The sequence below is a fragment of the Aetokthonos hydrillicola CCALA 1050 genome, assembly GCF_017591665.1.
GTDB classification, from domain to species: Bacteria; Cyanobacteriota; Cyanobacteriia; order Cyanobacteriales; family Nostocaceae; genus Aetokthonos; species Aetokthonos hydrillicola.
In genome coordinates this window covers 1-20417 of sequence record NZ_JAAKGC010000031.1, presented here as the reverse complement: position 1 = coordinate 20417, position 20417 = coordinate 1, and the positions used below count along the sequence as shown (strand labels likewise).

Genomic DNA, 20417 nt, shown 5'->3' with positions numbered 1-20417 from the left:
CAGTAGAATAATTGTGCACGATTACTGATCAATCCGTTCACTAAAACTTCTATAATAATTAGGCTGGACTAATTTCCGTTGCATAAAATACAGTTTAAGATTCTTTTAAATACCTATTTGAAATATAGTAGCTTTCCTACGAACTCAAAACTTAACAATGAGTCAGCAACAGCGCACTGTTTTGATTGTCGACGATAGCCCGGAAGACCGCATTTTATATCAGCAGTACTTACAGGCAGAACCGAATTATCATTATACATTCTTGCAAGCAGATTGCGGGAAAAAAGGTTTAGAGCTATGGCAACAGCACAAACCAGATATTATGTTGGCGAATTACCAACTCCCAGATTTCGACGCGATAGAATTGCTGATTCAACTACAAACAGGGTTCCGTAGATCTTTATTACCTGTGATTGTAATAGCTGATCAGGGAAATGAGGTGATAGCAGTACAGTCAATTAAAGCAGGTGCGCAAGATTACTTAGTCAAGGAACGAATCACTCCCAAACATCTGCAAGTAGCAGTGAATGAGGCGCTAGAAAACTACCTTCAGGAACAAAATGAATTCGCCAAGCGGCAACATACTGAAGAAATTCTGCGACACAATGAAGAAAAACTACGAGTAGCGTTGGAAGCAGCCCGCATGGGGACGTGGGACTGGAATATCCAGACAGGTGACATTCAATGGTCTACTAACTTGGAAGCTATGTTTGGGCTTGCTCCAGGAGAGTTTGATGGTTCCTTCGATATGTTTGTTTCTAGCCTGCATCCAGACGATCGCGATCGCGTCTTGCAAGCAATCAATAATGCCATCACAAATAAAGCAGACTACACAATTGAATTTCGGGTAGTTTATCCCAACGGTATAGTTCGATGGGCGCTAAGTCAAGGCAAAGTTTTTTATAATCAGCTGAGGCAACCTGTTCGCATGACGGGTGTTGATTTAGATATTACAGATCGCAAACGCGCAGAAACAGAACTACAAGAGAATCAAGCATGGCTGAAACTCGGGCAGAAAGCAACTAAATCAGGATTGTGGGATTGGGATATACCCAATAACATAGCGAAGATCTCTGAAGAGTATTGTGATCTGTTTGAGCTTGATAATGCCACAAAGGGAATTAGCTTTGAAGATTGGTTGTCGCTTATACACCCAGATGATCGCACTATAGTTAGAGAATACAATATTGGGATTACCCAGCAACAGCAGGAAGATTACGAGATTGAGTATCGTGTTCCATACTCTAAGGGTATACGCTGGCTGCTTGCTAGAGGGAAAATTTTCTATGATAAGGCTGGCAATGCCGTGCGGATATTCGGCAATGTACAAGATATTAGTGATTATAAACAGGCACAAGAAGAACTGCAGCGCAGTGAAGCTCGTTACCGCTACCTAGCTGAAGCAGTTCCTCAAATGGTCTGGACTTGTAACGCAGACGGTTCCTGTGATTATATCAATAAACGTTTTTGTGAGTATACAGGATTGACAGTAGAACAAAGCATGGGGCTAGAGTGGCTGTCAGCTTTGCATCCTGATGATGTAGAAGTAACCCAAGAAGTGTGGTGGAATGCTGTCAAAAGTGGCACTGACTATAAACATGAATATCGTGTTAGGCGAGGTACCGATGGAAGCTATCGGTGGCATATGGTGCTGGGTGTACCCCTTAAAGACGAACAAGGACGGGTAGTACAATGGTTTGGTACTTGTACAGATATTCACGAGCAAAAGGAATTAGATATAGAACGCGATCGCATTCTCCAATTAGAACAAGCTGCGCGTGCTGAAGCAGAAAGAGCCAACCGTATAAAAGATGAGTTTTTAGCTATTCTCTCCCACGAGTTACGTTCCCCCCTCAACCCCATCATAGGGTGGGTGAGTTTGCTGCAAACTCGCAAGCTCGATGCAACGAAAACTGCTCAAGCCCTAGCAACTATCGAACGCAACGCCAAACTACAAACACAACTTATTGATGATCTGCTTGATATTGCTCGCATTCTGCGCGGCAAACTCAGCTTAAATACTAAAGCTGTCAACTTGGCATCTCTAATTGAAGGAGCTCTTGATACCGTCAGATCTGCCGCCGCCGCCAAATCAATTCTGATTCATTCAGTGTTATCGAATACTATACAAGTCTCTGGCGATTCAGTTCGTCTCCAGCAAATCATTTGGAACTTGCTTTCTAACGCTATCAAGTTTACGCCACGTGATGGGAAGGTTGAAATCAGGCTAGAACAGGTAGGTAATCAAGCTCAGATAACAGTCTCTGACACCGGTAAAGGGATTGCTCCCGACTTTCTACCTCATATTTTTGACTCTTTCCGTCAAGAAGATATCTCAGTTACCCGGCAACATGGCGGACTAGGTTTAGGGTTGGCTATTGTTCGTCACTTGACTGAAGCCCATGGAGGCAGCGTTACTGCTGACAGTCCAGGTGTTAATCTGGGAGCTACATTTACGGTAAGCTTACCCATTTTAAACATTCAGCCAGAGATTAATCTAGCATGTGATCTGTTAGAAGATGAACCTGATTTAACAGGCATCCGGGTATTAACCGTCGATGATCAGCTAGACGCGCGCGAGTTGCTCAAGGTATTGTTGCCACAGTATGGAGCAGATGTCATGGCAGTTGCATCTGGTACGGAATTTCTAGCAGCTTTAGAATCTTTTGAGCCAGATATTTTACTCAGTGATATTGGTATGCCAGAAATGGATGGTTACACCTTACTCACACGAGTGCGTTCTTTAACGGCAGAACGCTATAGTCAAATTCCAGCGATCGCGCTCACTGCTTATGCTGGAGAACTAGATGAGCAACAAGCTTTGTCAGTAGGATTTCAGAAGCATTTAGCTAAACCTATTGAACCATATCACTTGGTTCATGCGATCGCGCAACTGGTGGGGCGTGTGTAGCGGATGAACTTACTATCGGCAGAAAAAAGCCCCTAATAACTCTATTAGGGGCTTTGTCCTATTCCTGAGATATTCAATTTCCCGAAAATCGTTGATTTCTAGAATTGTAACTACAAAAACGATCATAGATCTGTTTTGTTTGCAAAAAACGCATTTAATAAATGCACAAAACGCATAAGTATCTTTTCAGAACTAAGTTCTTATGACTGATGCTAGCCATGTAAGTGAGCGAAGTTACAGTTGACACACACCAATGAATGAACTAAAACCGTTTTTGGTAGGACTTACATACGCTGTCAAATTAAATGGACGCATAAAGGGATGGTGTTTTATGACTCTTGACTCCTGTTAGAGAAATTTCTCGTGGAAGATACAACTAGGGGCGTAGTTCGGGAACTTTAATATACAACGGTGATAATCCCAGGACACAGAATATTTACTTGAAAAATATTATGACGGAAGAAAAAACGTACCTAGAGCTTTCAGAAAACGATGGCAAATCCCACAAGTTTTATGAGGTCATTGTTAAAGATGCCGAATTGATCATACGCTATGGTCGTATCGGTGATCATGGACAGACTCAAAGTAAAACTTTCCCCACTGCTGACAAAGCAAAGGCGGAAGCAACTAAGAAGATTAACGAAAAACTGAAAAAAGGCTATGAACATGCTGTGATGGGTGTGCGCCAGAAGCGCCCAGTCACACGACGCCAAGTGACTAGCTCTCCCTCTACAGCAAAACAAGCACCAATTTTGTGGAAATTTAACTCCTCTTCGGCTGCATTTGGGATTTTTATTGACGCTCATCGTTGCTGGGTGGGAAATCAATCTGGTCAAGTTTTTGCAGTTAACCATCAAGGTTCGGTTATTAATCAGTTTCAGTTACCTGATGGAGTTAAATGTTTAGTTGCTGACGATAGCTGGATTTATGCTGGTTGTGATGATGGGAATGTCTATGACTTGACAGGTAAGTTACCGCGTCTTGCCTACAAAATTGATGAAAATGTTGATATTTTCTGGCTAGATATTAAAGATGGCTTATTGGCAGTATCGGACGCAAACGGCGGGGTAACAACATTTAACCATGACGATGATTGTCAGTGGACTCGTTTGAGCCAAGGGAGCTCTGGCTGGATGGTGCGTTGTAACGAGGCTAGTATTTGTCATGGACATAGCTTGGGCGTGACGATGTATGATACCAAAGAAGGTCGCATGCTATGGCACCAAAATACCGGAGGCGCTGTGCTATTTGGTTGGCAAGAAGCATCAGCTGTTTATGCAGGCACAAGCGATCGCAAAGTTTACTGTTTTAGTAATCAGGGTGAGGAACTCGCTGTCTACACGTGCGATGCGTCAGTTTATTCTTGCGCTACCACAGTTGATGGTGAGTATGTGTTTGCTGGCGATAACAGCTCTTCAATCTACTGCTTCAATCATGCAGGAGAACGGCTTTGGAAGCTTGCTAGTGGCTGCGGTTCGGCTTTATCTATGCAATTTTTCAACAATTGCATTTATATTGTGACAACAGATGGAACTCTTGCCTGTATTGATGCTAGTGTTCCAGCAATTACCGCCGCCCAAGAAGGTACAGTTCCTGAAGCAACTATTATTCAAGCACCTTCAGGCGATGGAGTTACACCGTCCACCGTGCTGGAAACGGCAACCGATACGAGTCAAGGGATAATTGTTGAGTGCTTTCGCTCTGGAAATAAACTAAGAATTCGGGTTGTATCCCCTGGATATAATTCTAACTGGAACGTACAGTTTCCCAAGGATATTCGTCAAGAAGGACAGCGCTATCTTGTTCAAGAGGTGCGAGAATCTTCCAGTGGCGAATTCTACCGAGCTAGGGGCGATATTAAAAAATTGATCTAGAAGTCTCTTCAAGCAGTGGTGGTTAGAAAAGAAATTTAATTGATATCAAATTTTATTTGATTTTATTGTGATTTGCAACAGGAAAAAGTGATCTCCTCTTAAGATGATATTGTTACAGGTATTCTGCTATACCGATAAGCTTTATGTTATTTCGCCGTCGTTTCTGGTGGTTTGCGCTTTTTGCTGTCGTAGCCATAGCTTTAATTAGTCAGCAAGTTTTTATTGCTATACCGTCCCAAGCGCAAAATCCACAAACAATAACTGTAACTTTTGATAATCCCAGTATTGGAGGTTTGCGATTAGATCGTTGCCTCACATGGGAGCATGATTGTGGAGTGCCAGCTGCTAAAGAATTTTGTCACCAAAATGGTTATAGTGAACTCGTAAGCTCTGGCATAGATAATAGCCCTACAATAACAAAGGTTATTGGTGATGGAAGAGTCTGTCAAGAAAAGGTGAATCATCCAAATTGCGATGCTTTTAAATTTATTACATGCTCCAATAATGTTTCTAGTAACACTGCTAAAAAACTATTTTCAGAAAATACGAAAAGCGTACTCCAAAAAGTATCCTCTGATCTCAAAACATTAACAGATGGAGCCAAGGTTGCTAGGAAAATTTGTAAAGTATTGGTGGCTATCGACCCACCTGCTGGCGCGTCATGCGGGGCTTTTTATTTGGGTTTCAGTACGACAACATCGCTTGCAGGACGTGCATTCAAACTACTTGCTTCTGACCCACCTGATCCTAATTATACCGTCATCCAGCAACCTCTATTTCCTTCCTTGCCAGACCTACAGGTTCAACCTGGTTTAACCAAGGCAGCAGTTGACGCATCCAATGCGGTTATTAAAAACCAGTTGCAAGCTATTGGATTCGCCAATGCCGCCTATATCTCCTATAACCGTGTTTCGGGGGCTATCGATGCAGGTAACGCTACGTGGCGTCAAAAACAGCTAGAAGTTGCAAATCAATATATGCAGGAGATAGCTAACCTCTTGGATGCAGAACCAGGATTGCTAACCAACTTAGTGAATGTCCTTCAAAGTAATGGTTTCCGAACCATAACAGTAAGCTTAGATGACGTACGTAATTTTCAGTCAAGCGTTGCGTCCAATGGTCTGCCTAGTGACTTAATTGAAACACTTCAGCAACTTGGCGCAGATAGAGAGACTATTGAGTCTATTCGTCAGTCTGTTATAGAGCAAGACCCTTATGCTATCCAAGGCAACTATCCTCAGAAGCTCATAAACCAGTCTCTATTTGATGATCTGCATGAAGCAGCCCGAAAATTAAGGAATCCTGCATAAAGTTGAACCTCTCTCCGACTATCGCGGTACGGAGATTCTGGTAAAACATTACTCCTCAGCTTTTAACCCTACTGGTTTATCTGGTAGAGTAGTTTTGACCTTGCTGGAGATCCGCTCTAGGGGAGAATGAGTCTGCTTTTTGACTAACACTTGTGATAGCACACAAAAATGATAGTTGGTTAAAATCGTCACCCGTAATGAAGGACAGAGGGTGATCAGTTCATTGTAATGTTAAGTTTCTTGTATTTGTTTTCTGTTTTGTAGTCGTATCAGTTTATCTGATTTGCGAAGACGTAGAGTAGACGATAGAGTTGTATAAAAGGAAACACACTAATTTGACATTCAATTTGAGGAAATAGTCTTGGATTAGGTAATTCCCATTCCAATTATTTCTTGAAATTTCTCCATGAGCGAATTTTTTAAAAATAATCAATCAGTTTTTTAAACCTAATAGAAAATCTTTAGCAAAGATATTTGTACAAAATTTTCATATGTACAAATAACTATTAACTGTAGTCACGAAATGACCACATTATTCATAATATATATCTACTTGAATAGTAGACTGAAAAATTTTATCAAAACTTTAACTTGTTGTTTTAAGATTCAAGGGATAGTAAGGAAAAACTAAGTTTTTTCCGTGTGATAAAATCAGTAATAGTACTTATATAGAGCTAGGGTGGAAATTATGAACTTTCAAACAAGCTTTCTAGAAGAAGCATAGCTCTGCAAGGTTTGCAAATACCCCTGTATATATATGTATTGTTTAATTAAACGCAAAAAATACAAATTCTAGCAAAAAATCTATAAATTTTTGCTTTTGTAAATTTAATTAAAAAAATTATGTTTTTAGCCAACATTTTGTAGAGAAGTTCAGCTATATTATTAACCTGTCAAGCCATCTTCTTAGTTAGACTAATTGATGACTAAGTTAAGTTTTTGATATGTATTAATTTGGTAAAATAGTTTATTCAGTTAAATTATTTTACCAGAGCCTAAGAATTTTACTAGGTATTTATATACATAAATTAAATCATTCCATCAGTCTTTGGGTTGATTCAAAAGCTTTATCAAACAGAATTCAGAAGTCAGGAGACAGGAATCAGAATAAATGCTGCTTAAAAGCTCGTCCCTCGTGGACAAGATAAGAGTTGAAACCTTTCTTAAAACACCATTCCTTTATGGGTGGTGTATTCTGACTCCTGAATTCTGTCTCCTGACTCCTCTTCATCAATTCCTAAAAGATGGTTGATAGATAGACTTGTGAATGAGCTCTCCCGTGTCAGTAGAAAGGAAAAATGCAAAAATCAATTTTGAACAACGACCCTTTGTGGTATAAAAACGCTATCATCTATGAAGTGCCTGTTCGTGCCTTTGCAGACAGCAATGGTGATGGAATTGGTGACTTCCGTGGTTTGACGGAAAAACTAGACTACTTACAAGATTTAGGTGTTACTGCTCTGTGGGTATTACCGTTTTTTCCATCGCCCTTGAAGGATGACGGTTATGATATTGCTAGCTACACCAGCGTCAACCCAATATACGGGACTTTGGAAGATTTTAAAGATTTCTTGGAGGCTGCTCATAAGCGTGGCATTCGCGTAATTATAGAGTTAATCGTCAATCATACTTCTGACCAGCATCCTTGGTTTCAACGTGCGCGTCGTGCACCGAAGGGTAGTCAAGAGCGAGATTTTTACGTTTGGAGTGATACACCAGAGAAATATCAAGAAGCTCGAATTATTTTCCAAGATTTCGAGACTTCTAACTGGACTTGGGATCCAATTGCCAAAGCTTATTATTGGCATCGCTTCTACTCTCATCAGCCAGATCTCAACTACGACAACCCTAATATGAGAGAGGCGGTATTTGAAGTTCTTGATTTTTGGTTAGAAATGGGGGTAGATGGACTGCGGCTAGATGCAGTGCCTTATTTGTATGAACGCGACGGGACTAACTGTGAAAACCTACCAGAAACCCACGCTGTCCTCAAGGAACTTAGAGCGCGTATAGACGAAAAATTCCCCAACAGAATGCTTTTAGCAGAAGCAAATCAATGGCCTGAAGATGCCGCCCAATATTATGGGGCTGGAGATGAGTGCCACATGAACTTTCATTTTCCCCTGATGCCTCGCTTGTTTATGGCACTGCGAATGGAAGATAACTTCCCCATTGTTGACATTATACAACAAACTCCGCCGATTCCGGACAACTGTCAATGGGCATTATTTTTGCGTAACCACGATGAACTCACTCTAGAGATGGTTACGGATGAAGATAGAGACTATATGTATAGGGTCTATGCTCAAGATCCAGTCATGAGAGTTAACTTGGGTATCCGTCGAAGGTTAGCACCTTTGTTAGGAAACGATCGCCGTCAGATTGAACTGCTCACTAGTTTGCTGTTGTCTCTACCAGGAACTCCTGTGCTTTACTACGGGGATGAAATTGGCATGGGAGATAACGTTTTTGTGGGCGATCGCAATGGTGTTCGCACCCCAATGCAGTGGAGTTCTGATCGAAACGCTGGTTTCAGTCGCGCTAACCCCCAACGGATGTATTTACCCGTCATTGTTGACTCGGAATATCATTACGAAGCAGTCAACGTCGAAGCACAAAGAGCTAACCCCAACTCCCTTTGGTACGCAATGAAACGCTTAATTGCTACCCGCAAGCGTTTCCAGGCGTTAGGGAAAGGGAACTTTGAGTTGTTGTCTCCAAATAACCGTAAAGTTCTTACCTTCACCCGCACATACGAAGACGAAAGAATTTTGGTAGTAGCAAATTTATCCAAATTTGTCCAAACAGTCGAACTAGACTTATCAAATTTTGAAGGTTTAGTACCAGTAGAAATTTTTGGTCAAACGGAATTTCCTCCTATTGGCGAGTCACCCTACTTCTTAAGTCTTAGTCCCTACGGATTTTACTGGTTCACTCTCCAGCGTAAACATAGCTTAACCCAGCCGCCCAAATTGCCAGCGGAGTTACCAACACTCTTTATCAATAGCCAGTGGCAACACGTTTTTTCACAGACACAGTCTATAGAAACGCGAACTTTTGTGTCTCAACTGGAAGCCATTCTTTCAGATTACTTGTACACTTGTAGCTGGTTCGGTGGCAAAACCCAAACTATTCAATCGGCAAGAATAACTGAAGCAATTCCAGTTCCCTATAAAAAAGAAGGAACTACTCCCTGTCCAGCTGTGACTGCGCTAAATTCAGGAGGACAAGAGCCAACTGAGGCTTTGATACTGTGGTTGCAGGTGGATTACATTGAAGGAAACCCAGAAACTTACCTTTTGCTGCTAGCTTATACAGAAGGTGAACAAGCTATGGAGCTATTAACAGAAACTCCACAAGCTGTAGTGGCGCGCCTACAAATAGAAGGACACGATGAAGTAGGGGTTTTATTCAGCGCTGTAGCAGATAAAGATTTTCTGACTTTCCCTCTAGATGCTATTTTTCAAAATCGCTCTTACAAGGGAATTTGGGGTGAAGTCGTTGCTACAGCAACAGATTTGTTTAACTTGTTATGTGATGGAGATTCCTGTCTTGATCCAGTTGTTTTGAAGGGGGAACAAAACAACACCTACGTTATATATAGCGATCGCCTATTCCTGAAATTCTTCCGCAAAATTGAGGAGGGTATACACCCAGACTTAGAAACCAGACGCTTTCTCAGCCAGAGAAAGATCTTAAAACACTTTGCTGCTATTGCAGGAGCGTTGGAATACCGCCGCCCAACTCAGACAGGCGTAGGATCTGTTACATTAGGTATATTGCAAGAATTTATTCCAAATACCCGTAGCGGATGGAATTATACTCTTGATAGCTTGCAGGACTACTTTGAACTAGTGACGACGCAGCATTCAGAAATTACTGATGTGCCTGTTCCATCATCTTCTCTGCTAGATTTACAACCAGTCCAAATTCCCGAATTAGTTCAGCAAACTATCGGTTCTTATGTCGCTAGCGCTCAACTGTTGGCTCAATCTACAGCAGAAATTCATATTGCTCTTGCTAGTTCGCAAGATAATCCTGACTTTGCTCCAGAACCCTTTTCATCTTTATACCAGCGTTCGATCTACCAATATGCGCGTAACACAACAGGGCAAGTTTTCCGTTTATTAGCAGATCGCCTTCATTCCTTACCACCTGAGACACAAACCCTAGCAAAAGCTGTTCTCGATCAGCAACAGGAAATTCTCAATCGTTTTCAGTTAGTACTTAACCACAAAATCACTGCCATGCGTACCCGTTATCATGGTGATTACCATCTTGGTCGAGTGCTTTACACTGGTAAGGATTTCATTATTTTTGACTTTGAAGGCAGAGAGGCTCGTACTTTAAATGAAAGACGAATGAAGCGATCGCCTCTGCGAGATGTAGCAGGAATGTTAATCTCCTTTAACTACGCCGTGAGTCAAGCTCTGCGTAATGAAAAAGAAAAAGGGATGATCCGCGATGAAAACCTACCACTAATGGAAAAGTGGAGCGATTTTTGGTATACTTGGGTAACTAGTATTTTCCTAAACAGCTATCTTAAAACTGCTGCTCAAGACTCGTTTTTACCAAAAACAAAAGCTGAACTGCAAGTACTCCTAGATTTCTATCTTTTGGAGAAGCTCATTAACGCGTTGGGGAATGAACTTAATAATCGTCCTGAGTGGGTACAAATTCCACTGCAGCTGCTCGCGCGAGAATCACACAGCAACAACCCTTAGAATTTTATAACGTTAGGATTCTGCATTTAGGCGCATATGCTGAAATTTGAAGGTTGAAAATAAGGGAGTACTCGGTTGAGCACTCCCTTATTTTAGGTGATTTACAGGAATAAATATACCACCCTAGTTGGTTTCGGCTTCGCTCAACCAACTGAGAGATCGCGAGTTGAGCGAAGTCGAAACCTTGAGTTGAGCGGAGCCGAAACTCGCATTCCCCAGGTATTTTCTTTCTTGGAAATCACCTTATGGCTAGTATCAATTTTCTGTGAAGCTGCACATTATTTTTACGCCTTCTTTCCTCCCCTTTCCAAGGAGAGGAAAGAAGGCGGGGGGGATCTTCATATAAAAATGGTATAAATCGTTACTTTTTGATATATAAGCGCATTTGTCAATATACCTAATGGCTGAAAATGAAGCAGATTTATCTTGAGAAAAATGGTTGTTAAATTAGGTCTTTAAACTTATTTATCAATGTAATAAATATTTCTAATATATCATTAGGTAGCTTTAGGAAAAAAAAAGCCCCTTTTTGTGAAACGATTTAAAGAAGTATAGTCCACTACTGTGTTAATTCAACTTATTTTATCCTCCTAAAGGTAGACTCAAAAAAACGGTTCGTAAAGAATAATTTACAAAGCTGCGCCTCAAAGTATTCTCCAGCAATCAAAGTGTTTGTTTTTAGTGACTGATCTATGTTCTTAGCGCTCTGGCCAGGTAACGTATATCCTCTAGGTGCAAGCTGGGATGGTAAAGGTACAAACTTTGCCTTATTCTCAGAAAATGCAACAGGGGTTGAACTTTGTTTATTTGATAAAGATGATCAGGAAACACGTCTGACTTTAACTGAAGTCAGTAATTTTGTGTGGCACGGGTATGTGCCAGGAGTAGGACCAGGACAACGATATGGGTTTAGAGTACACGGTCCTTATGCACCCAGTGAAGGTCATCGCTTTAATCCTAATAAACTCTTGATAGACCCATATACAAAGGCAATAGATGGAGAAGTTGGCAATGGTCCAGAGATCTTTGGCTACTCCTGGGACTCACCTGAAGAAGATTTATCTTTCTCGGATCTAGATAGCGCGCCTTTAATACCGAAGTCTGTCGTCGTCGATCAATCTTTTGATTGGGAGGGGGATCAGCTATTGCGAACCCCTTGGCACGAAACCTTAATTTACGAAACGCATGTTAAGGGTTTTACCAAGCTGCATCCAGATATCCCAGAAGAATTGCGTGGAACCTACGCAGGTATGAGCCACTCTGCTGCTATTGAACACCTGCAACGCCTGGGGATCACAGCAATTGAACTTATGCCTGTCCATCACTTTCTATCCAGTCCAGGACATCTCGCTGATAAGGGCTTAAGGAACTTTTGGGGTTACGACTCCGTCAACTATTTTGCTCCTTACTCAGGCTACAGTTCCAGTGGCTCACTTGGGCAACAAGTCACTGAATTCAAGGAAATGGTGAAGGCGCTACACCGTGCTGGAATTGAGGTGATCCTAGATGTGGTTTACAACCACACTGGAGAAGGCAATCATATGGGTCCTACTCTAACGCTAAAAGGGATTGACAATAGTATTTACTATCGTGTGGTAGAAGATGATCCCCGTTATTATATGGACTTTACAGGGTGTGGCAATTCCCTGTATGTGCGCCACCCGCAGGTTCTCAAGTTAATAATGGATAGCCTCCGGTACTGGGTTTTAGAAATGCATGTAGATGGCTTTCGCTTTGACTTAGCCTCTGCTTTGGCACGAGAGCTATACGAAGTTAATAGTCTGGCTGCTTTTTTTGATATTATTCACCAAGACCCAGTGCTAGCTGATGTGAAACTGATTGCAGAACCTTGGGATATTGGAGACGGTGGTTATCAAGTTGGCCAGTTCCCAGTTCTTTGGTCTGAGTGGAATGGTAGATATCGCGATACAGTGCGAGACTTCTGGCGTGGGGAAGATAGTACATTAGGGCAATTTGCGTATTGTTTCACAGGTAGCCCTGATTTGTATGCTCTCAACGGAAGGCGACCTAACGCGAGTGTTAACTTTATCACCGCCCATGACGGCTTTACTTTAAATGATTTGGTTAGCTACAACGAAAAACACAATGAGGCTAATGGGGAAGATAACCAAGATGGCGAAAGCCATAACCGTGCTTGGAATTGTGGAGTTGAAGGCGAAACCGATGATCCCGAAGTCCTGCAATTACGCGAACAACAGCGACGGAATTTCTTAGCAACCCTGATGCTATCCCAAGGTATCCCAATGATACTAGGGGGAGATGAAATTGGGCGGACGCAGAAAGGTAATAATAATGCCTACTGTCAAGACAATGAAATATCTTGGTTCGATTGGGATTTGGAACAAGGAAATAAGGATCTGGTGAATTTTACCCGTGAACTTGTTTACTTCCGCCATCAGCATCCCGTATTTCGTCGGCGTAAGTGGTTCCAAGGTAGAGCAATTCACGGACAGGGGATCAGTGATATTGCTTGGTTTAACCCTGATGGTAGTGAAATGACTCAGGAACAGTGGGATATTGGTTACGCTAAAGCAATAGGAGTTTTCTTAGATGGAAACCAGCTACCTAGCGTTGGTCCTAAAGGCGAAAGGATTAGCGATGATAGTTTTGTGTTGTTCTTTAATGCTCACTATGAAACAATCGAGTTTACCCTACCAACAGCGTTAGCTGAACTAGAAAATCGAGAATGGATTGTTGTAATTGATACTAAGGAGCCTCGCTTTGTACAGGAAGAAAGACTTTATAAAAGTTCTCAAACTGTTACAGTTGCGGCGCGATCGCTCTTAGTGCTACGCCGTCAAGGATAAAAAAGAATACAGGAGTCAGAATACAGAATACAGGAGTCAAAATATGTTTTACTGTCTTACCACAATTTATCGACCAGTCCCACAAAATACTATTCTGGCTCCTGACTCCTGACTCCTGACTCCTGACTCCTTCTTTAAACATTTACTCCTCGCACATAATATAGACATGAAAATTGGCGCTCGTTATCTGGGTAACAACAATTGCGAATTTAGGGTTTGGGCACCGAAGTTAGAAACTGTAGCGGTTAAAATCGTCTCGCCACAGGAACGCTTGATCCCCATGCAGCAGGAGGAAGGAGGGTATTGGCAAGCGACTGCTAATGACATTCCTCCGGGAACGCTGTACTACTACCAAGTCAATAACGGTGATAATAGACCAGATCCCGCATCCTATTTTCAGCCGGAGGGTGTTCATCGAGCTTCGCAGGTGATTGACCATAGTTTTACGTGGAACGACAGCAATTGGTCTGGTGTTCCTTTAGAAAGCATGATTATCTATGAGCTACACGTTGGTACTTTCACCCAAGAAGGCACTTTTGAAGCAATCATTCCTCGGCTGAAGGATTTACGGGAGTTAGGGGTTAACGCCATTGAATTGATGCCGATCGCTCAGTTTACTGGGGATCATCCTACAGATAAGAAAGATGCTTATCGTAACTGGGGCTATGATGGGGTTTATCCGTTTGCCGTTCAAAACTCTTATGGTGGTTCCCAAGCATTAAAACGGTTGGTAGATGCTTGTCACCAAGAGGGAATTGCAGTGGTTCTAGATGTGGTGTATAACCACTTTGGACCAGAAGGGAATTACACAAACATTTTTGGATACTACTTTACAGACGAGTATCGTACCCCTTGGGGAAGTGCTATTAATTTTGACGATGCCCACAGCTATCATGTGCGTCAGTTTTTTATCGAGAATGTACTGTATTGGCTGCGGGATCATCACATTGATGCACTAAGATTAGATGCAGTTCATGCTATATATGATTTAGGCGCAAAACATTTTTTGCAAGAGATGGCAGAAAATGTGGCAAATTTGTCTAAGCAAGAAGGTCGGGAGTTTCATCTAATTGCAGAGAGTGATTTAAATGATCCCCGCATCATTCGTCCTAGTGAGTACGGAGGATATGGACTCCATGCTCAATGGAGTGACGATTTTCATCACTCGCTACACGCCTTGCTTACAGGAGATGAGATCGGGTATTACGAGGATTTTGGTAAGTGCGAACATTTAGCAAAAGCCTTCAAGGATACTTTTGTGTATGACTGGAAGTATGCACCGCATCGGCAAAGGTTTCATGGAAATTACACAGGCGATCGCCCCTTTACGCAATTTGTGGTTTGTATCCAAAATCATGACCAAATAGGCAACCAACCAAGAGGGGAGAGGTTATCTAAGCTTGTATCGTTTGAAGCCTTGAAGCTAGCGGCTGGTGCGGTTTTACTCTCTCCTTACATTCCCTTACTATTTATGGGAGAAGAGTATGGTGAAGAAGCCCCCTTTACTTATTTTGTGAGTCACGGCGATCCAGATTTAATTAGGGCGGTAAGACAAGGCAGAAAAGAAGAGTTTAAAGCTTTTCACTTGGCAGGAGAACCCCCTGATCCCGAGTCTGCAGAAACCTTTGCAGCTTGCAAGTTGAATTGGGAAAAGCGCAAAGAAGGGAAACATCAAGCTATTTGGTCACTATATCAACGCTTGATTGAATTACGCCGTACCATTCCGGCTTTGGTGAAGCGAGAACGCCAAAATATAGAAGTAGGTTTTCAAGAAGAAGAAAAAATTGTATGGTGGTGTAGGTGGAGTGAGAGTAACAAAATACTTTGCTTGATGAATTTCAATCAAAGTGATGTGGTTTTCCAACCTCAATTGATAATTAACGGTTGGAAAAAGATTTTAGATTCTGCTGATGAACAGTGGCAAGGTGCTGGTTCACTTTCGCCAGAAGAAATTGCTTCAGGGCAGAAATTAACTTTGCGATCGCAGAGTTTTGCACTTTACGAAAACTCATAAAAAGGAGTCAGAAGTCAGAAGTCAGGATTCAGAATACCCCAAAAAATCAAGTTGGAGGTTTCATCAACTGATATTTAATATTATCGCCACGATTAATATCGGCGGCTTTAAACCATGATTCATCCACTCCTACGTACGAATCTTATTTCTGAATTCTGGCTCCTGAATCCTGAATTCTTCTTAGTTAATTTTAACCCTTGAGTTCAATCAAAACAGATGTAGTTGGCAATGCCCAAAGATTCCTTTAGGGTAGGCATTGCCTTCCCTAGCACCGCTTCGCGGAAGTCAAAAATCAAAAGTCAAAAGTCAAAAGAATTGATTCTACTGGTCTTTTGCGCCATTTTAAATGGTAGGTTTATGTACACCGCGCTGCACTAGTCGATTCACTTAGCTTGGAAGGAAGATTTTATTATATGCGAATTCCAACAGCAACTTATAGAATTCAATTCAATTCTGCATTTGGCTTTGAGGCAGCAAAAGCAATTACAAGCTATCTTGCAGAATTAGGAATTTCAGATCTTTATGCTTCTCCCATATTTAAAGCTAGAGCAGGAAGTAGTCACGGTTATGATATTGTTGATCCGACACAGTTAAATCCAGAGATAGGAACCGAAGAGTCTTTTGAGAACTTAATACAAGACTTAAAACAAAAGAATATGGGTTGGTTGCAGGATATTGTACCTAACCATATGGCTTATGACAGTGAAAATAAGTATCTCATGGATATTCTGGAAAATGGCCCAGATTCAATCTATGTTGACTACTTTGATATTTCTTGGAACTCTCCTTTTGGGAGTAACCAAGAACCAATCTTAGTTCCATTGCTCGGTAACTTTTACGGAGATTGTTTAGAAAACGGTGAAATTCAACTTCAATACGATGAAAGTGGATTAAGTATCAATTACTACAGTTTAAAGTTACCAATCAAACTAGAATCTTACGCCAGTTTTTTAAATCGCAATTTAGGTAAATTAGTCACGAATTTGGGGCGGAAGCATCCCACCTTTGTGAGATTACTTGGTTTGCTATATAGTGTCAAAAATATTCCTTCAGAAGCAACTGCACGCCAAAGACGAGATCAGACAGAATTTGTTAAAGGGCTTCTTTGGGAACTTTACACAGACAATTCAGAAATTCAAGCATTTATTGATGAAAATTTAGAACTTTTTAACGGTGAAAAAGGAAAACCAGAGAGTTTTAATCTTTTAGATAATCTACTTTCAGAACAGTTTTATCGGCTGTCTTATTGGAAAGTTGGAGCCGAAGAGATTAATTATAGAAGATTTTTTACCGTTAACGAGTTAATATCAGTCAAAGTCGAAGAATTAAAAGTATTTAACAATACCCACTGTTTGATTAGTCAGCTAGTGGAAGAGGGTAAAATTACAGGGTTACGAGTTGACCATATAGATGGTCTTTATGACCCGACACAATATATAGAAAGGTTGAAAGAAAAAACAGGCGATACATACATACTTGTTGAGAAAATTTTGCAACACGGCGAGGACTTACCTGATAATTGGTCAATTCAAGGTACCTCTGGTTACGATTACTTAAATTATGTCAACGATATTTTTTGTCAAACAGAAAACCAAGACAAGTTTACTCAAATCTATGCTGATATTACGGGAAATAAAACCCCATATGAGGAAATTGTAGCAGAGAAAAAACATTTGATTATAGATAGAAACTTTGCAGGTGATATTGAAAATCTGACAGTTCTTCTAAAGAAAATAGCTGGTATGTATCGTCATGGAAATGACTTTACAATTAACGGTTTGAAGCAGGCACTTGCAGAAGTACTAACTCGCTTTCCTGTATACCGAACTTATGTGACTCAAGACAGTCTATCGGATATGGATCGTTACTATATCCAGGAAGTGACTGAAGCTGCAAAAGCAAATACACCTCTGCTGTCTCATGAGTTGAACTTCATTCAAAAGTTGATGTTGTTGGAATATGAAGATTCTCTAACCCAAGCAGAAAAAGACCAGTGGTTATATTTTGTCATGAGAGTGCAACAGTACACAGGACCACTAATGGCAAAAGGAGTAGAAGACACTGCTTTATACGTTTATAACCGCTTCGTTGCTTTAAACGAAGTTGGTGGTGAACCTGGTAGGTTTGGGATTGAGCTTTCTGAGTTTCATGAGTTCAACCAAAAACGCCAAAATCGATGGTCTCATGCAATGAGTACTCTCTCTACTCATGATACTAAACGCGGCGAAGATACTAGAGCAAGACTGAATGTTCTCTCCGAAATTCCTGACGAATGGCAACAACACGTCCGTAATTGGATGGAAATTAATTACTCCTATAAAAAGAACGTTAAGCGGGTTACAATGCCAGCTAAAAACGATGAATATCTTTTTTATCAGACATTAATAGGGGCATTTCCATTCGCTGAGGAAGAGTACAGTAGCTTTGTTCAACGTGTTAAAGATTATCTGCTTAAAGCGATCCGAGAAGCAAAAGTTTACACTGCCTGGCTTAGACAAAATAGTACCTATGAAAATGCGTTTATTGACTTTGTGTCGGCAGTTTTAGAAACTCCAGAAAGAAGCACTTTCCTTGAAGAATTTTTACCATTTCAGAAAAAAGTTGCTTACTATGGGATCTTTAACTCTCTCTCTCAAACCTTGCTAAAAATCACTTCTCCTGGAGTTCCAGATTTTTATCAAGGAACTGAATTATGGGATTTTAGTTTAGTTGATCCTGACAACCGCCGTCCAGTTGACTTTGAAATACGGCAATCATATCTCCAAGAAATTAAAAAGCAAGCACAGACAGATATTCTCAAGCTCATAGCAGACTTACTTAATCATAAGGAAGATGCAAGAATCAAGCTGTTTGTAATTGTGCAAGCCTTAAAAGCAAGAACAGAATATTTAGACGTTTTCCAAAAAGGTAGTTACTTACCTTTAGAGGCTGGCGGTAGGTTTAAAGAACACATAGTTGCTTTTGCCAGGAGTCATGGTGATACAACGATTATTACCATTGCCCCTCGCTTTTTCACAAAGCTTATTCAACTTGGCGAGTACCCACTGGGTAAACAAATCTGGGATGATACTTATCTTTATTTACCAAAAGAGGTATCTTCATCTTGGAAAGATGCAATCACAGAGCAACCAGTTCAGGCTAATGGCAAACTCCTAATCGGCGAGGTACTGAAACACTTCCCTGTAGCTCTGCTAACCAGTACAACCACATGAACAGGGTGTAAGGTGTAGGGTATAGTACGGTAGGGTGCGTTACGGACTTTGTCCTAACGCACCGTAATTAAGATTGTAGCGTGTTATTACTGCACATCAGCTTACGAGTTCAAACTTAGCAAAAGATTCTATTTTAAGTATTAATTCTGAGGTCTCCGATACTCAGTACAAAGTAACTTTAAAGAAGCTTACATGTTCAACTTTAGCCATTTTTCATGAGGTTCTGAATTGCAAATCCAGCAGGATGTTTTAGTTGAAACATAGCCCTTTTGTAAACCCAAAGTATTAGATACTTCTCAAAATGGTTCTTGTTCTTGCTTGCGCCATTCATTTTTGCAGCTGAACCTTCTTCCCATCATGGGTTCGATGTCCGTTTGATGCAACTTGAATGTCCATTAATTCAGACACATAGAAATTTGATTAAAACCAATACATTGCTGAAACCATTTCGTAACTAATGTTACGGATCTACTGTTTAACGTGGATAAATCTGTGCAAATACCATTACAATTCAACGCTTCTAACTTCTTACGTAAGCTAAGATTCATAACACTAGTGCCAGCGCTGTTGCTCGGATCTCTTACTAGAGCAAATGCTGAATTAGCTCAAAAAGATGAAGTTATGTCAATTCCTCCACAAGAGCCATTTTTTATAGAAGAGACAAAGCACACGCCTTTTATCTCTCCTCAGAAGACTACTTTCAGTAATAGGGATAGTGATACAATATATGCGTTCAAGAACTCCAAAAAGCGGCGGGATCTTGCCCCGACAGAAAGTTTCGTTATAAGAAAGCTCCCACAACCCGTCAAAGATCAATAGACAACTGAGCCGCCGCTCGCTTTGTTTGTGCGAGAGATGCCTCTACCAGTTGCTCTCCTAACTTTTTGACCTGTTGAACAACAGCTTCTCCAGCTTTCTGTGGTATCCCTGCATTAAAAGGCGGTGCTGGGTCGTATTGTAGTAGTAGCTGAATCATCTTTGCGGTGTCTTCTCCGCATAGCTCACCAACAACCACTAAACCAAAATCGATGCCAGCAGTTACACCACCACCTGTAATGCGGTTGCGGTCAATGATAACTCTTTCTGTTCCAACTTCGACTCCAAGCATTGCTAGTTGCTCAAGAAATAACCAGTGACAAGCAGCCCGATAACCTTGAAGTAGCCCAGCCGCAGCCAGAATTAGAGAGCCAGTACAGACTGATGTGATATATTTTGCTGTCTTGCTTTGTTGCTTGAGAAATTCCAACACTTCGGTATCTTGCATCATATTAATCTGTCCTGGTCCACCAGGAACACAGAAGATATCTAGAGGTGGACATGCATCAAAGGTTGTAGTCGGCAAAATTGTCATGCCATCGTTGCTCTTTACTGGCTCCAAAGTCTTCCATACCCAATGAATGCGAGCGTTGGGAATAAAGGAAAATACTTGGTGAGGTCCTGTAATATCAAGTTGGGTCATTTCAGGAAAAATCACCAACCCAATGTCATATTGTGCTTGATTGTTCATGGGCTACAAGTCCACCAATGCCTTAAAGCTTGGTTCA

The 20417-nt window shown here is 41.1% G+C and carries 8 protein-coding genes; 7 read left to right on the top strand and 1 reads right to left on the bottom strand.

The genetic code is table 11. From position 1 onward, the window contains the following. The first annotated feature begins 157 nt into the window (after positions 1-157). The 7 genes from G4P69_RS17210 (at position 158) to treY (ending at position 18873) form a co-directional block, all read left to right on the top strand. A complete protein-coding gene (locus G4P69_RS17210; RefSeq protein WP_208340229.1) occupies positions 158-2911 on the top strand; it encodes a PAS domain-containing protein in 2754 nt (917 codons plus the stop codon). 452 nt (positions 2912-3363) lie between these two features. Beyond that, complete coding sequence (locus G4P69_RS17205) at positions 3364-4785, top strand: WGR domain-containing protein (protein ID WP_208340230.1); 1422 nt, start codon at positions 3364-3366, stop codon at positions 4783-4785. 143 nt (positions 4786-4928) lie between these two features. Continuing rightward, on the top strand, positions 4929-6095 hold the full coding sequence (locus G4P69_RS17200) for a hypothetical protein (protein WP_208340231.1): 1167 nt from the start codon (positions 4929-4931) through the stop codon (positions 6093-6095). 1298 nt (positions 6096-7393) lie between these two features. Beyond that, positions 7394-10819, top strand: a complete 3426-nt coding sequence (gene treS / locus G4P69_RS17195; RefSeq protein ID WP_208340232.1) for a maltose alpha-D-glucosyltransferase — start codon at positions 7394-7396, stop codon at positions 10817-10819. A gap of 692 nt (positions 10820-11511) precedes the next feature. After that, entirely contained in the window at positions 11512-13647 is a 2136-nt protein-coding gene (glgX, locus tag G4P69_RS17190; RefSeq protein ID WP_208340233.1) for a glycogen debranching protein GlgX, read from the top strand. A gap of 166 nt (positions 13648-13813) precedes the next feature. Next, positions 13814-15661: a malto-oligosyltrehalose trehalohydrolase gene (treZ, locus tag G4P69_RS17185; RefSeq protein WP_208350631.1), complete on the top strand. Its 1848-nt coding sequence runs from the start codon at positions 13814-13816 to the stop codon at positions 15659-15661. Between the two features lie 413 nt (positions 15662-16074). After that, positions 16075-18873 (top strand): malto-oligosyltrehalose synthase, encoded by a 2799-nt coding sequence (gene treY, locus G4P69_RS17180; protein WP_208350628.1) that lies wholly within the window; start codon positions 16075-16077, stop codon positions 18871-18873. An 805-nt stretch (positions 18874-19678) separates the two neighbouring features. On the opposite strand, the gene G4P69_RS17175 is transcribed toward treY, so the two are convergent. Then, positions 19679-20380: a DJ-1/PfpI family protein gene (locus tag G4P69_RS17175; protein WP_208350622.1), complete on the bottom strand. Its 702-nt coding sequence runs from the start codon at positions 20378-20380 to the stop codon at positions 19679-19681. Positions 20381-20417 lie beyond the last annotated feature (37 nt).

Excerpts from the sequence above, each read along its gene's own strand:
- treY (WP_208350628.1), top strand. The coding sequence starts at position 16,075 with ATGCGAATTCCAACAGCAACTTATAGAATTCAATTCAATTCTGCATTT.
- G4P69_RS17175 (WP_208350622.1), bottom strand. The coding sequence starts at position 20,380 with ATGAACAATCAAGCACAATATGACATTGGGTTGGTGATTTTTCCTGAA.
- G4P69_RS17205 (WP_208340230.1), top strand. The coding sequence starts at position 3,364 with ATGACGGAAGAAAAAACGTACCTAGAGCTTTCAGAAAACGATGGCAAA.
- glgX (WP_208340233.1), top strand. The coding sequence starts at position 11,512 with ATGTTCTTAGCGCTCTGGCCAGGTAACGTATATCCTCTAGGTGCAAGC.
- G4P69_RS17200 (WP_208340231.1), top strand. The coding sequence starts at position 4,929 with ATGTTATTTCGCCGTCGTTTCTGGTGGTTTGCGCTTTTTGCTGTCGTA.
- G4P69_RS17210 (WP_208340229.1), top strand. The coding sequence starts at position 158 with ATGAGTCAGCAACAGCGCACTGTTTTGATTGTCGACGATAGCCCGGAA.
- treZ (WP_208350631.1), top strand. The coding sequence starts at position 13,814 with ATGAAAATTGGCGCTCGTTATCTGGGTAACAACAATTGCGAATTTAGG.
- treS (WP_208340232.1), top strand. The coding sequence starts at position 7,394 with ATGCAAAAATCAATTTTGAACAACGACCCTTTGTGGTATAAAAACGCT.